Origin of the sequence: Rhodococcus sp. 852002-51564_SCH6189132-a (assembly GCF_001665495.1) — a bacterium.
In the GTDB taxonomy this organism is placed as follows: Bacteria; Actinomycetota; Actinomycetes; order Mycobacteriales; family Mycobacteriaceae; genus Rhodococcus; species Rhodococcus pyridinivorans.
The window spans coordinates 62,350-76,341 of sequence record NZ_LZMJ01000026.1 but is presented as its reverse complement, the minus strand read 5'-3'; the positions used below and the strand labels follow the sequence as shown (position 1 = coordinate 76,341).

The 13,992-nt window shown below is 70.1% G+C and carries 14 protein-coding genes and 1 pseudogene; 10 read left to right on the top strand and 5 right to left on the bottom strand.

The features are described 5' to 3' along the window. The first annotated feature begins 154 nt into the window (after positions 1-154). Positions 155-700: a hypothetical protein gene (locus tag A5767_RS05380; RefSeq protein WP_156665127.1), complete on the top strand. Its 546-nt coding sequence runs from the start codon at positions 155-157 to the stop codon at positions 698-700. Between the two features lie 16 nt (positions 701-716). Here A5767_RS05380 and A5767_RS05375 read toward each other — a convergent pair whose 3' ends face one another. Together A5767_RS05375 and A5767_RS05370 are read right to left on the bottom strand one after the other, a co-directional pair. Then, positions 717-1,082 carry an HNH endonuclease gene (locus A5767_RS05375; RefSeq protein WP_024101068.1) on the bottom strand — a complete coding sequence of 122 codons (366 nt, stop codon included), beginning with the start codon at positions 1,080-1,082 and terminating at the stop codon, positions 717-719. 69 nt (positions 1,083-1,151) lie between these two features. After that, positions 1,152-2,222 (bottom strand): class I SAM-dependent methyltransferase, encoded by a 1,071-nt coding sequence (locus tag A5767_RS05370; protein WP_019289578.1) that lies wholly within the window; start codon positions 2,220-2,222, stop codon positions 1,152-1,154. 206 nt (positions 2,223-2,428) lie between these two features. On the opposite strand from A5767_RS05370, the gene A5767_RS05365 reads away from it, so the two are divergent. The 3 genes from A5767_RS05365 (at position 2,429) to A5767_RS05355 (ending at position 6,612) form a co-directional block, all read left to right on the top strand. Next, on the top strand, positions 2,429-2,815 hold the full coding sequence (locus A5767_RS05365) for a TA system antitoxin ParD family protein (protein ID WP_019289577.1): 387 nt from the start codon (positions 2,429-2,431) through the stop codon (positions 2,813-2,815). Further along, positions 2,812-3,381, top strand: coding sequence for a zeta toxin family protein (locus A5767_RS05360; protein ID WP_019289576.1), 570 nt, complete (start codon positions 2,812-2,814; stop codon positions 3,379-3,381). The genes A5767_RS05365 and A5767_RS05360 overlap by 4 nt, the downstream gene beginning before the upstream one ends. Before the next feature lie 219 nt (positions 3,382-3,600). Then, complete coding sequence (locus A5767_RS05355) at positions 3,601-6,612, top strand: Tn3 family transposase (protein WP_017682184.1); 3,012 nt, start codon at positions 3,601-3,603, stop codon at positions 6,610-6,612. Positions 6,613-6,680: 68 nt separating this feature from the next. Here A5767_RS05355 and merB read toward each other — a convergent pair whose 3' ends face one another. The 3 genes and pseudogenes from merB to merA all read right to left on the bottom strand — a co-directional run bounded on the left by merB (position 6,681) and on the right by merA (position 9,297). Beyond that, a complete protein-coding gene (gene merB / locus A5767_RS05350; protein ID WP_010596911.1) occupies positions 6,681-7,325 on the bottom strand; it encodes an organomercurial lyase MerB in 645 nt (214 codons plus the stop codon). A gap of 71 nt (positions 7,326-7,396) precedes the next feature. After that, a complete protein-coding gene (locus A5767_RS05345) occupies positions 7,397-7,840 on the bottom strand; it encodes a MerR family transcriptional regulator (RefSeq protein ID WP_010596912.1) in 444 nt (147 codons plus the stop codon). Positions 7,841-7,858: 18 nt separating this feature from the next. Beyond that, positions 7,859-9,297, bottom strand: a pseudogene (gene merA, locus A5767_RS05340) (mercury(II) reductase). Positions 9,298-9,425: 128 nt separating this feature from the next. On the opposite strand from merA, the gene A5767_RS05335 reads away from it, so the two are divergent. The 6 genes from A5767_RS05335 to A5767_RS05310 all read left to right on the top strand — a co-directional run bounded on the left by A5767_RS05335 (position 9,426) and on the right by A5767_RS05310 (position 13,957). Next, the gene (locus tag A5767_RS05335; protein ID WP_026138108.1) at positions 9,426-9,815 is read left to right on the top strand and encodes an ArsR/SmtB family transcription factor; all 390 of its coding nucleotides are present in this window, start codon (positions 9,426-9,428) and stop codon (positions 9,813-9,815) included. Further along, complete coding sequence (locus A5767_RS05330; protein ID WP_010596915.1) at positions 9,815-10,114, top strand: hypothetical protein; 300 nt, start codon at positions 9,815-9,817, stop codon at positions 10,112-10,114. The genes A5767_RS05335 and A5767_RS05330 overlap by 1 nt, the downstream gene beginning before the upstream one ends. Further along, positions 10,111-10,617, top strand: coding sequence for a TlpA family protein disulfide reductase (locus tag A5767_RS05325; RefSeq protein ID WP_010596916.1), 507 nt, complete (start codon positions 10,111-10,113; stop codon positions 10,615-10,617). The genes A5767_RS05330 and A5767_RS05325 overlap by 4 nt, the downstream gene beginning before the upstream one ends. Further along, on the top strand, positions 10,614-11,510 hold the full coding sequence (locus A5767_RS05320; RefSeq protein WP_010596917.1) for a cytochrome c biogenesis CcdA family protein: 897 nt from the start codon (positions 10,614-10,616) through the stop codon (positions 11,508-11,510). Before A5767_RS05325 ends, A5767_RS05320 begins: the two co-directional genes overlap by 4 nt. Then, positions 11,507-12,886, top strand: coding sequence for a dihydrolipoyl dehydrogenase family protein (locus tag A5767_RS05315; RefSeq protein WP_064851845.1), 1,380 nt, complete (start codon positions 11,507-11,509; stop codon positions 12,884-12,886). Before A5767_RS05320 ends, A5767_RS05315 begins: the two co-directional genes overlap by 4 nt. A 117-nt stretch (positions 12,887-13,003) precedes the next feature. Further along, positions 13,004-13,957 (top strand): tyrosine-type recombinase/integrase, encoded by a 954-nt coding sequence (locus tag A5767_RS05310; protein WP_017682183.1) that lies wholly within the window; start codon positions 13,004-13,006, stop codon positions 13,955-13,957. The last annotated feature ends 35 nt before the right edge of the window (positions 13,958-13,992 follow it).

The following is a 13,992-nucleotide window of genomic DNA, read 5'->3' as shown; positions in this document are numbered from 1 at the left end:
CGGGCCCCCCCCCCGCCCCCCCCCCCCGCCCGCCCAGCCGTTGTGAAAACGTCACTGTGACGTTTTCACGTGGTCTAGCGGGTCCCGCTGTGGACACCTATCTGCGTCGATATCATCGGCGCGGCAGTGACAACGCGATCCGGGAAGGTCGACCGTGACGCAACCACGGCTCCTGCGTTCCTGGGTGGTCTTCGCGATCACCACCGTCCCGTTCTATCTCTGGGGTGCACTCACCGACGGTGAATTCGACATCACCGGTGCGCGTCTGCCGGTCAGTGCGTTGATGTTCGTCTGCCCGGCACTTGCGGCCCTCGCCGCCGGCGGCGGGCGCGAGTCGGCCCGGCGGCGCATGTGCACGCTGCCGCGCGCGCTGTGGCTGATCGTCGCACTGTTTGTATCAGCTGCGCTGGTGCTGGTCGCATCCATCGTGGTCGCCGGTACCGGTCCGTCCGGCATCTCGGTCTCCCTCGTGGCGGTCGTCGGTGCGTATTTCGTTGCGGCGGTGTTCGAGGAACTCGGGTGGACGGTGGACGCTCCTGGCGGCGAGCGGGATCTGCTCGCCTGTCGCGTCCGCGGTGGCCGTCGGGGTCGCCGTGCTCGTCCTGACCTGTCTGCGGGTCGCGTCCCGCCGGGTCGAAGGTGCGGACTCCCCTCCTCCGCCTCGGACGATGAACCCAGAAACGTCACAGTGACGTATTAATCTCGCCTCCCGTGCATTATGACGCTCGCCGCAACCGCCGCAACTGCGCGGACAGATAATCCCGGGCACGGCGATGACCACCGACCCGGACGAGTTCGTCGGCGAGCTCCTCGAGCAGTCGTGACAGCAGCTCCTCGTCGGGTGACCAGCCCTCGCGCTGCCGGCACCGGTCGAGCCATTCGACCGGCGCGATGTGTCCGCGGTCGGCGTTGCAGCGTCGGCACGCGGCAACCTCGTTGGCGGTGATGCTCGGCCCGCCCTTCAGGCGCGGCACCAGATGATCGGTGGTCGGGGTGATCAGCCGCCCGAACTCCCGTCCACACCACAGGCACCGCCCATCCTGACGGTCCAGGGCGAGCGAGAGTCGGGTGACTCGGTCCATCCTCCGATCGTCGCCTATCGGCGCCGCCGTAGTCGCCGATGAGTCCGATCCGGTGTCCCGAAGACTGTTTCAGGGGCGTGCTTCGAGGACGAGGTTGAAGGGTGTTTCGGTGGCGCGGCGGAAGGTGCCGAATCCGGCTTCGGCCGCGACATCGGCGAGCCGTCGCTCCCCGGCCTGCGCGCCGAGCCCGAGCGCGACCGGCTGGTCGAGGGACGACGGGGTGCACAGCACCGTCGATGCGGCGTAGTACATCCGGCCGACCGGGTTGAGGTTCTCGGGCAGGCTGTCGCGGGCGAACGGTTCGACGAGCATCACCGCGCCGTCGTCGGCGAGCGCGCCGCGCGCGTACCGCAGTGCGCCGACGGGATCGCCCATGTCGTGCAGGCAGTCGAAGTAGCAGATCAGGTCGTAGTCGGATCCGGGGAAGTCGGTCGCGGAGGCGACGGTGAAGGTGGCGTTGTCGACGCCCTCCTCCGCGGCCAGTTCCGTCGCCCGCGCGATGGACGCGTCGTGGTAGTCGAAGCCGCGGATGGTGGACTGCGGGAACGCCTGCGCGAGCAGGGTCGTGGAGACACCGTGGCCGCAGCCGATGTCCGCGACGGTGGCGCCGGCGCGCAGTGTGTCGACGACCCCGTCGAGGGCGGGCAGCCACACGTCGACGAGGTTGGCGCGGTAGCCGGGGCGGAAGAACTGTTCGGTGCCGACGAACAGTTCGGGATCGTGTTCGTGCCAGCCGAAACCTTCGCCGTTGCGGATGCGTTCGGCGATGCGGCTGCGGTCCTTGTACACGGAGCCGATCAGGTGGAAGCCGCCGGCCAGGTAGACGGGGCTGTCCTCGCGGGCGAGGGTCATGGCGTGTTCCGGTGCCAGACTGAACGTTCCGGCGTCGGGATCGTAGGTGAGATAGCCGCTGGCGGTCTCGGCGGAGAGCCATTCGCGCAGATAGCGTTCGCGGATGCCGGTGCGGTCGGCGAGTTGTTCGCTGCTGACCGGGCCGGCTTCGTCGAGCGCGCGCCACAGTCCGAGTTCGGCGCCGATGAGCACCAGTGCGCCGTTCATGGCCGCACCCATGTCGACGACGAGTTGTCCGAGGGTCTGCTCGAGTCGTGCTTGGTCGGGTTCGTGCATCTCCGTGGTCATCACGCACCTCCTGGCGATGGGAGTACTCGCTCACGGTAGGTCGCGTGGCCGGTTCCGCGGCGACGGCTCGGGTTCGATCGGGTGTCGATCCGGGTGGCGGTGCGTAGCGGGAGGTCACGAACCGGGTGGTGGCGGGAGGATTCGGGGGTGCGTGGCGTGTTGCAGACAGCTACGCTTGTAGCAGACTGCAACATCAGGAGGCCGTCATGACGTCATCCACCGACAAGGTCACCCGCTTCGACGCCGAACTCGTCGACAGCGCCATCGCCGAGGGCGGCCGCCAGAACCGCACCGGACGCCAGCAACTCGAGTACTGGGCCCGCATCGGCCGCGCGATGACCGCCCACGAGACCGCCTCCCTGCACCGGGTGCACGAGGCGCTGGCCGGGACACGGGAGCTGAGCGAGCTCACCGCCGCCGAGGGACGGCTGTTCGACGCGGAGATCGATGCGCTCCTGGCGGACGGGCTGGCCCGCACCGACTACGCCGAGATTCTCGCCGCGCGTGGGGTCACCACGGTGGTGCTCGACGACGAAGGCCGGCTGGTCGAGCAGCGTCCCGACGGTAGTCGCCAGGTGCTCGACGACGCATGAGGCGTCTGGATCTGATCGTCGGTCCCAACGGTTCCGGCAAGTCGACGTTCGTCGAGTTGTCCCTCGCTCCCCTGCTGCCGCGCAGCGTGTTCGTCAATGCGGATGTGATCGCGCGGCAGCGCTGGCCCGACCGGGCGGAGGAGATGTCGTACGAGGCGGCGCAGCTCGCCGCGGCGGCGCGGGACCGGTTGCTGCGGCAGGGCCGGTCGTTCATTGCGGAGACGGTGTTCTCGCATCCGTCGAAGCTGGAGTTGATCGACCGCGCGCACGAGGTGGGGTTCACGGTGGTGCTGCACGTGATGCTGGTGCCCGAGGCGATGTCGGTGCTGCGTGTACAGCACCGGGTGGCCTCCGGTGGGCATGCGGTGCCCGAGGACAAGATCCGGGCGCGTTATCGGCGGTTGTGGCCGCTGGTGGCCGAAGCGATCGGCCGCGCCGATCAGGCGTCGGTGTACGACACGGCGTCCGGGACCCCGGTGGTGGTGGCGCGGTTCGCCGGCGGGGTGCCGGTGGGTGCGGTGCGCTGGCCGGGATGGGCGCCGGCGGCGCTCACCGGGCTCGGCTGAGAGATCCGGGCCCGGTGGGCGGATGCGTCGAGGTCAGTTCCGGCGGTCCCCGTTGCGTCCGGCGACCTGCAGGGGTCCCGGTAGTAATGGCGCAAAAAACAACGAGGTTCGCGTAGCGCCTGGTCGGCGGTGATTTCTCGGTTCGGGCTGCGGGCCGGGGTGGTTGGTGCTTGGCTTGGCTGCCGATGAGGTTGGTCGGCGTTTTGGAGGCTGGGGTTCGTGGCGACGCGGGTATTCGCGGACGAGGAGTTGCAGCGCCTGCGGGAGTTCCCGGAGATCAGTCGTGAGGAGTTGTTCCGGTACTTCACGCTGACCCCGGCGGATCTGGCGTTCGTTGCTCCGCAGGGCAGGGGCCCTGCGGTCCGTCTGGGCCTGGCGGTGGCGTTGTGCACCTTGCCGTGGCTGGGGTTCGTGCCGGACAAGGTGTCGTCGGCGCCGCCGGTGGCGGTGGCCCGGTTGGCGGATCAGCTGAATGTCGATGCGGTGCAGCTTCGTTCGTATGGCAAGCGGGCGCAGACGCGGACCGAGCATGTGCGGCTGGTGGCCCAGTATCTGGGGTGGCGGCCGGCCGGGTCGATGGAGTTGAAGGAGCTGGATGAGTTCCTTCTGGCGCGGGCGATGGAGCACGATTCGCCGACGCTGTTGTTCCGGCTGGCGTGTGAGTACCTGATCTCGGCGCGGGTGATCCGGCCGGGCCCGGACACGGTGGTCCGCCGGGTCGCGCATGCTCGCACGCAGGCGCAGCGGGAGACCTATGACCGGTTGGCGCGCGAGTTCACGCCGCAGCGGTGTAAGGAACTGGATGCGTTGCTGGTCGCCGACCCGTCTATCGGGATGTCGCGGTTGCGGTGGTTGTCGACCGGCCCGGTGGAGGCGTCGGCGACCGCGGTGAAGGCCGAGGTCGAGAAGCTGGTGTTCCTGCGCAACCTGGGCGCGGATGAGCTGGATATGTCGGTGCTGCCGGCGGAGCGGCGGCGGTTCCTGGCGACTGTGGGCCGACGCTTGACGGGCCAAGCCTTGGAACGCCGGGATCCGCAACGCCGCTACCCGATCCTGCTCACGGTGTTGGCTCAGTCGGCCACCGATGTGCTCGACGAGGTGGTGCAGCTGTTCGATCAGGCGATCTCGGCCAGGTTGAGCAAAGCCGAACGCCGGATGCGCGACGAGCTCGCCGAGCGCGGTAAGGCCGGAGAGGATCGGCAGGGGTTGCTCGACGACTTGCTGGCCATCATCACCGACACGCAGATCCCTGACGAGGAGATCGGCGGCCTGATCCGGGGCGATCGGATCGGATGGGAGCGGTTGCGGGCCGCGGTCGCGCAGGCCAAACCTCGGCTGCCGCGCGATCACGGGCACCTGGCCGCTCTGGACAGCTCGTACTCCTATCTGCGGCAGTTCACCCCGCAGGTGCTGTCGACAGTCCGGTTCGCCGGCGGCACCGCGGCGATCGAGCTGCTGATCGGGGTGCACATGCTGCGGGAGCTGAATGCGACCGGTACCCGCAAGGTGCCCGACGACGCGCCGACGGGGTTCGTGCCGACGAAGTGGCGCGGCTACCTCGACGAGGCCCGCAAAGCCGGCAACACCACCGCCTATCGGCACTACTGGGAGCTGTGCGTGCTGCTGGGGCTGCGGGACGGGTTGCGCAGCGGCGACGTGTTCGTGCCGGGGTCGCGCCGCTACGCCGACCCGGCCGCTTACCTGCTGACCCCGCAGGCGTGGGAGCCGCAGCGTGACGAGTTCTGCCGCCTGGTCGGCAAGTCCGCTGATCCGGCCCGCGCCCTGGCGACCGCCACCGACGAGCTGCACGACGCTATGAGCGAGTTGGAGAAGGTGCTCGCCGACGGCGACGGCCCGGTCCGTCTCGATGAGGCCGGTGACCTGGTGGTCTCGCCGCTGTCGGCAGAAGACGTTCCGGCCGAAGCGGTGGCGTTGAAGCAGGAGTTGACGGAGATGCTGCCGTTCGCGCCGATCGTGTCGCTGTTGATCGAGCTGGACAAACGCACCGGCTACCTGGACTGCTTCACCCACGCCGGCGGTAAGCAGTCCCGCACCCCGGAGTTGAAGCGCAACCTCATCGCGGTGCTGCTGGCCTACTCCACCAACCTGGGTCTCACCCGTATGGCGGAGGCCTCCGGCATCTCCTACGACATCCTGGCCTGGACTTCGGAGTGGTATGTGCGGGAGGAGACGCTGCGGGCGGCGAACCTGACGATCATCGACTACCACCAACGCCTGCCGCTGACCCCGATCTTCGGGGCCGGCACCCTGTCCTCCAGTGATGGGCAGCGGTTCCCGACCCGTGGCAAATCGGTCACTGCCAGAGCGTTGAGCCGCTATTTCGCGAACGAAGGACTGAGCACGTATACCCATGTCACCGATCAGCACGCCACCTACGGCACGAAGGTCATCGTCGCGACGAGACGTGAAGCTCACTACGTGCTGGACGAAATCCTCGGCAATGCAACGGATCTGCCGATCACCGAGCATGCGACCGACACGCACGGCGTCACCCTGGTGAACTTCGGGCTGTTCGACCTGCTCGGGTTGCAGCTCTCGCCCCGCATCCGGGACCTGGGCCGGATCACCCTGTACCGGGCGGCGCCGCGAGCCCAGGTCGAGTCCGCGTTCCCGCACGCGGGCCCGCTTTTGACCCGGCGGTGCAATCTCGATCTGATCGCCGAGCACTACGACGACCTGCTCCGGCTGGCCGGGTCGCTGAAGTTCGGGCACGCCACCGCGTCGCTGCTGGTCGGCAAGCTGTCGGCGTCGGGCCGGCAGAACGCCCTCGCGGCGGCGCTCAAGGAGTACGGGGCGCTGCGGCGCACGATCTACGCCGCCCGGTATCTGTCCGACCCGGGCTATCGACGCAAGATCTCCCGCCAGCTCAACAAGGGCGAATCCCTGCACGCGCTCCGCCGCGACCTGCTCTACGCGCATGAAGGAACCGTGCGCGCGAGGCACCTGGAGGGACAGACCGAACAGGCATGGTGCCTCACGTTGGCGACCAACGCCGTCATCGCCTGGACCACGGAGTATTACGGTCTGGCGACCGAACAGATGCGGCGGGCCGGGCGGCGCATCGATGACGAGGTGCTGGCGCACATTTCTCCGGCGCACAGCGAGAACATCAACTTCTTCGGCGCCATCGAGGTCGACATCGACGCCGAACTGGCCCAGCTCGGCCCCACCGGGTACCGGCCGCTGCGGGTCCGCGACACCCTCTTCTGACCGCCGGCTACCACCTTCCGGGAGAGGGTGCTGGGGCGTAGCTGGGCACATCGGTGGCCTGGGTTGGGTCAGCGACAGCGTGGTGGTTCGGTGGCGGTGAGGACGCGGTCGCTGATCGGGCGCAGCTGGGCGTAGGCGTCGGCGACGGGCAGCACGAGCCCGGTGGGGTGCCGGCTCTGCCAGTCGGCGGCCGCCACGGCGGTGGCGAAGTAGCGGCCGGGGTTGCAGGTGGTGGCGCGGACCCGGGTCGGGTCGAGTTCGTCGGGGCCGGGTACAGAGATGACCGCGGTGGCCGGGTCGAGGCCGCTGACCCCGGAGGCCGGGTCAACGGACAGTCGGATGGTGGTTCCGGTTGCGGCGCAGGTGGATTCGACGGTGGCGGGGCGACCGATGATGGCGGGGAACAGCAGGGTGTCGGCGGCGCACCAGGTGTAGAGCTGGTGGCCGTCGACGGTGAACCGGTGCGGGGTGGGATTGAGGGTCAGGCCCCAGCCGAGGATGCGGTGCCGGTCGTCGTATTCGATGTCCGCGGCGGCGGGCGCGTTCTCGACGTCGGCGACGCTGGCGCCGGCGGCGGTAGCGAGCTGTTCGATGGTGATCGGTTCACCGGCCGCGAGCAGCCGCATCGCGGTGCCCATCAGGTTCGTTCCCGTATTGGCGGTGGAGTCGAACAGTGTGTCGACGATGGTGGTGGCGAACGGGTTGGTCGTCATCGCTGGTGTCCCCTCGGAGCGTGTAGTCACGGGTGTGGGATCGAGTGTCGGGCTTGCCACCGCAGGGAAGGTCAAGCGCCGCAGCCGCATGTCCTCGGATCCGGCACCCACGGCGGGGCGGCGGCTCGGTCGTGGCTGGTCGCCCGGGTCAACGCGTCGTGGTGGTGGTGTTCGAACTCGTCGATGCGGCGGCGCTGCTCGTCGAGGTCGCGGATGCGGTCCTCGATCCGGGTCCGGGAGCGGGCCAGTAGTTCGGCCAGCTGCGGTCCGACCGGCCGGGCGCTGTCGTCGCAGGTGGCGGCGAGCTGACGGATTTCGGCCTCCGTGAGGCCGAGGCCGCGCAGGGTGGCGATGACCTCGACGCACCACAGCGCGTGTTCGTCGAAGAGCCGGTATCCGGCCCGGCTGCGGCCGAGGCTGTAGATCAGGCCCAGGTCGTGGTGGCGGCGTAGTACTTTCGCCGGCACTCCGGTGCGGCGGGCCAGGTCTCCGATGGTCATCACCGGTGTGTTCATGACGGCTCGATCCGGTCCTCAGCCCGCGCAGCAGGACAGCTTGGCGACATCGGCGGTGAAGGTTTGGGCGGTGAGTTTCAGCGCTTCGGCCATGGTCAGATACGGCGCCCAGGTGCGGGCGAGCTGGTCGACGGTCATGCCCGCGGTGATCGCGTACCCGGCGGCGGTGATCAGATCCCCGGCACCCTCGGCGACGGCGTGCACGCCTAGCACCCGCCCGGTCCCGGCCTCGGCGACGAGTTTGACCACACCACGGGTGTCCCGGTTGACCAGGGCACGCGGCACGTTCGCACCGGTGAGCAGCCGCGACTCGGTCCGTAATCCGGCTGCGGCGGCTTGGCTGTCGGTGTGGCCGACCGCGGCGATGGCCGGGCTGGTGAATGTCACCCGCGGCAGCGCCGTGTAGTCCAGGGTGCGGCCGGCGTGCCCGAGGGCGTTGCCGGCGGCGAGTGTGCCCTGCGCCGCCGCGACGTACACGAATTGGGGGCCGCCGGCCACGTCGCCCGCGGCCCAGATCCGCGGGTTGCTGCTGCGCTGGTGGGCGTCGACGACGACGGCGCCGCGGTCGTCGGTGCGTACCCCGACCGCCGCCAGATTCAATCCGGGGGTGTCGGGGCGGCGGCCGGTGGCGATGAGCAGCTGGGCGGCCCGCAGTTCGGTGTGGCCCCGTCGGCGGTGCGGACGGTGACGAGTTTCTCGCCGCCCTCGGCCAGTGCCTTGTCGAGGGTGGCGCCGGTGAGCACGGTGATGGCTTCGTCGGCGAACACCTGCGCGATGGCCCGGGAGATCTCGGGTTCCTCGAACGGCGCCAGCCGATCCAGGGCCTCGATCACCGTGACCCGGGTGCCGAGCCGGGCGAACAACTGTGCCTGTTCGAGACCGATGGCGTTGCCGCCCACCACGATCAGCGACCCCGGCAGGACGTCGAGCTCCATCGCGGTGGTCGAGGTCAGATACCCCGCCTCGGCGAGCCCGTCGGTCGGCGGCGCCCACGGCGCGGCGCCGGTCGCGATCAGGTACTGATCGGCGTCGATCACCCGCGGGCCATCGGCCCCCTGCTCGACCCGCAGCACCGGTGCGTCGGTGGTACCGGTGAAGACGGCGGTTCCCGAGACGATCTCCCAGCCGTAGTCGGCGGCCAGGTCGAGGTACTTCTCGCCGCGAAGCCGGTCGACCAGCGCGTTCTTGCCCGCGATCAGCTCGGCGAAGTCCACCGGTGCCCCGGTCGCCGCCAGCCCCGGGAACCGGTCGGCGCTCGCCGCGGTGTGCCGGGCCTCCGCGGCGGCCAGCAGCGCCTTCGACGGCACGCAGCCCACGTTCACGCAGGTGCCGCCGATCGCGGCGCGCTCGACCATCACCACCCGTTTGCCGAGGTTGACCGCGGCGATGGCGGCGGCGAACGCCGCCGAACCGGAACCGATGATCGCCAGATCGGCGCGCGGGGATGTCGTGGTCACGGCGGGTTCTCCTTGCTGGGGGACTCCGGTCACGGAACAGGTTGCTATTCGCGTTGACGAATATCTCCGGACATCATACTATGCGCTTATCCGAATAGTTCAACTTTCTTCTTGTGGAGGCGATCCCCTTGCCCCGGTCCACGACCGCCGCCGTCACCGCGCCCGGTGGCGAGACGGCCTGCACGCACCTGGATGCGACGGCGAAGTTCTTTCGCGCGCTGTCGGATCCGACGCGGTTGAAGCTGCTGGAGTTCATCTTGGCCGCCGAGCGCACCTCCGCGGAGTGTGTCGAGCATGCCGGGATCTCCCAGCCGCGGGTGTCGGTGCACCTGTCCTGCCTGGCCGACTGCGGTTATGTGACCGCGCGCCGTGACGGCAAGAAGCTGCGCTACTCCGTCGGCGACCCACGCGTCGCGGACCTGGTGATGCTGGCCCGCTCCCTCGCCGCCGACAACGCCGCCGCGCTGACCTGCTGCACCCGCATCGACACCGCTCGTGTGAACGGAGCAGGACATTGATGAACGTACGCAACAACTCCACGGGGATCGGCGGCCCGCTCGCGGTGGTGGGTGCCGCCGTGGCCATGATCGTGTGCTGCGCCGGACCGGCCTTGATCGCGGCCGGTGCGCTCACCGCCCTCGGCGGTGCGCTGCGCAGTTGGGGACCGATCGTGGCCGCCGCGGTGATGGTCCTCGCCGCCGTCGGCTACACCGCGCGCCGTCGTAAGCCGCCGCAGCGAGGGACAGTCCGCGGACTGCTGGGCACCCGCCGATCGCATCAGCCCAACGCGTCGACCGATCGGAGTTCCCAGCCGTGACCACGCCGATCACCCGACGCACGGTGAGCGCGGCGCTCGCCGCCCTGGCGGTCACGGTGCTGGCTGCCTGCGGCACCGACACCGCCTCGCCCCGCGCCGCCACCGACCCCGTCACGGTCACCGCGCTGTCCGGGGCGCCGGTGACCGTGCCCAGCGGCAAGCCGACGGCGATGTTCTTCTTTTCGGTCGGCTGCGGTGAATGCGTGGGCGGCGCGAAGTCGCTGTCGCAGGCTGCGCGACAACTCGGTGACACCGCCGCTTTCGTCCTGGTCGACATGGATCCGGCCGAACCTGCCCAGGTCGTCACCGACTTCCAGCAGCAAACCGGGACCGACACCGTGCCCGCGGTCATCGACACCGATGCGACCCTGACCAAGCGGTACTCCGTGGCCGCCCTGTCGACCCTGCTCGTCGTCGACCCCGGCGGTGCGGTCGCCTACCGGGCCGCCGACCCGTCCGCCGATCAGATCACCGCCGCGCTGGCGAAGGCCGGGGACCGGTGAACGGGCTGCTGGCCTTGGCGTTCACCGCGGGCATGCTCGCCCCGGTCAATCCGTGCGGTTTCGCGCTGCTGCCGGCCTGGATCACCCACACCCTCGGCGACACCGCCACCGAACCGCTCGGGGTACGCACGGCGCGGGCGCTGCGAACCGGCGTCGCTTTTACCCTCGGGTTCGCGGGCACCCTGGCCGTGGCGGGGCTGGCCATCAGCGCCGGTGCCCGCGCGCTGATCAGCGCCGCGCCGTGGCTCGGTCTGGTCGTCGGTGTCGCCCTGGTATTGCTCGGTGTCGTCATGTTCACCGGCCGCGTGCTCGGTCTGCGACTGCCCACCCGAGCGCTGCGCCCGGCCACCGGGCCGGGCGGCACAACCGGGATCGTCCTCGCCGGGATCGGCTACGCCGCGGCGTCGCTGTCGTGCACGTTCGGGGTGCTGCTGGCCGTCATCGCCCAGGCCCAGGCCACCGCGGGCTGGGGTGCGCTGCTCGCGGTGTTCGTCGCCTACACCCTCGGCGCCGCGACGATCCTGCTGCTGGTCAGCCTCGCCGCCGCGGCCGCCGGTACCGCGCTCACCCACCATCTCGCCGCCCTCGCCCGGCACGGCACCCGCATCACCGCGACCGTGCTCATCCTCACCGGCGCCTACCTGGCCTGGTACTGGCTGCCCGCCGTCACCGGCGACACCACCGGCACCAACGGATTCGCGGCCCTGTCCACCACCGCCAGCACCTGGCTGCAGAACCACACACCACTGATGGCGACGATCGCGGCACTGACCGTGCTCACCGCCGCCGTCACCGTCCTCGCTCACCGCATGATCCGGCGCCGCGTTACCGATGCCGCACCCGTCGACTGCTGCACCCCGACGACCGTCATCGAGGAAGGGCGCCCGCAATGACCGAACGCTACGACACCCTCGTGCTCGGCGGCGGAATGTCCGGGCTGCCACTGGCGCTGCGCGCCGCCCGCCACGGCCGGGTCGCCTTCGTCGAGAAGGAACTGCTCGGCGGGACCTGCCTGAACCGGGGCTGCATCCCCACCGAGACGATGATCGCCTCCGCCGCCGTCGCCCATCAGGCCCGCCGCGCCGCCGAGTTCGGCGTCCGCGTCGGCGGTCCGGTCACCGTCGACCTGGCCGCCGTGGTGGAGCGTAAGAACACCCTCGTCGATTCCATCCGGGCCGGATCGTATCGGGCCGTCGAAAAATCCGCCGACCTCGACTTCTACCACGCCGCAGGACAATTCACCGGTAACCGGCGCCTCACCGTCGACGGCACCACCCTGACCGCGGACCGGATCATCCTCGCGACCGGCACCCGCACCACCCTCCCGGCCATCGACGGCTTGGATGCCGTGCCCTACTACACCTCCCGCACGCTGCTCGACCTCACCGAACTACCCGCCCACCTGCTCGTCGTCGGCGGCGGCTACGTCGGCTGCGAATTCGCGCAGATGTTCCGGCGATTCGGCGCCGAGGTCACCATCGTCCAGCGCGCCGACCGGCTGCTGCCCGGGGAAGACCCCGACATCAGCGCCGCCGTCGCCGACGGCATGACTGCCGACGGCATCACTGTCGCGACCGCCACCACCTGTACTCACGCCGCCGGGACGGCCGGCAACATCCGGATCGGCTGCACCGGCACCGAGACCGCCGAGATCACCGGCAGCCACCTGCTGCTCGCCACCGGGCGCACCCCCAACACCGACGCCCTGGGCCTGGAACACCTCGACCTGCAACCCGACCCGCACGGCTTCCTCACCGTCGGCGACACCCTGAACACCTCCGCCGACAACGTGTGGGCGATCGGCGACCTGCGGGGCGGGCCGATGTTCACCCACACCGCCCGCGACGACGCCGACATCGTCTACCGCACCGTCTACCGCGACCAGGACCGCACCACCACCGGACGTGTCGTGCCGCACGCGGTGTTCACCGACCCCGAAGTCGGAGCCGTCGGCCTGACCGAACCCGCCGCCCGCGCAGCCGGCTACGACGTGATCATCGGCCGCCAGAACTTCACCGGCGTTGCCAAAGCACGCGCCATCGGCAACACCCGCGGCCTGGTCAAATTCGTCGCCGACGCCGCCACCGACCGGATCCTCGGCTGCCACATCGCCGGACCCGACGGCGGCGACCTCGTCCACGAAGCCGTCATCGCCATGACCTGCGGCGCCACCTACGGCCAACTCGCCGCCGCCATCCACATCCACCCCACCCTCGCCGAAGCCGTCAACGCCGCCGCCGGCGGCGTCCACCGACCCGCCGCCGACTGATCCCACAGATAACACCCTGTTATCTGTGGCACCATGAAACCCGGCCTGCGACGACTCCGCTCCGGCGGTGCGCGAAGCGGCCCTGTTATCTGTGGCAAGCAGGCCAGGGAGGTCACAATGTTGTCGTCCGGGATCACCGTCCGCGCCGCCGGCGACGGCTTCCTCGACTCGATCCGCTCCCCGAACACCCGCCGCTCCTACGCCATCGCCGTCGATAAGACCACCGCCAGGCTCGGCGAGGCCCGGCCGCTGGCCAATGTCGCCGACGACGAGATCGGCGAAACCCTGGAAACTTTGTGGGGCGAGGCGGCGGTCAACACCTGGAACGCCCGCCGCGCCGCGGTCGCGTCTTGGCTGGCGTGGTGCCGCGAGCACGGACACCTCGCCCCGGCGGTCCCCGCGTGGGTGAAACGCTCCACCCCGCCGGACTCGGCCACCCCGGTGCGCTCGCGCACCGCGATCGACCGGCTCATCACCCGCCGCGACATCGACCTGCGGGATAAGACGCTGTGGCGGATGCTCTACGAAACATGCGCCCGCACCGAGGAACTGCTCCAGGTCAACATCGAAGACCTCGACCTGGCCGGGCGGTGCTGCCCGGTGAAGTCCAAGGGCGCCAAGCCCCGCACCCGCCGCCGCGGCGCCGCCCATCACGAGTACGCGCACGAGCTCGTGTACTGGGACGCGGGTACCGCCCGGCTCCTGCCACGCCTCACCAAGGGCCGCACCCGCGGACCGCTGTTCGTCACCCACCGCCGACCCGGACCCCGCAAAGCCGTCGCCGACCGCGACATCTGCCCCGACACCGGCCTGGCCAGGTTGTCCTACGGCCAGGCCCGCGCCCTGCTCGATGCCGCCACCGCCACCAACGGACCCGGCACCGGCTGGGACCTGCACGAACTCCGGCATTCTGGCCTGACGCATCTCGGCGAGGCCGGAGCCAGCCTGCTCGAGCTAATGGCCAAGTCCCGCCACCGCAAACCCGACAACCTGCGCCGCTACTTCAAACCCTCACCGGCGGCCATGCGCGGCATCACCAGCCTCCTCGGTCCCGACCGCGGCCACCGATAGCGGCCACCAACAACGACTCGTCCGTCTACCCGGAC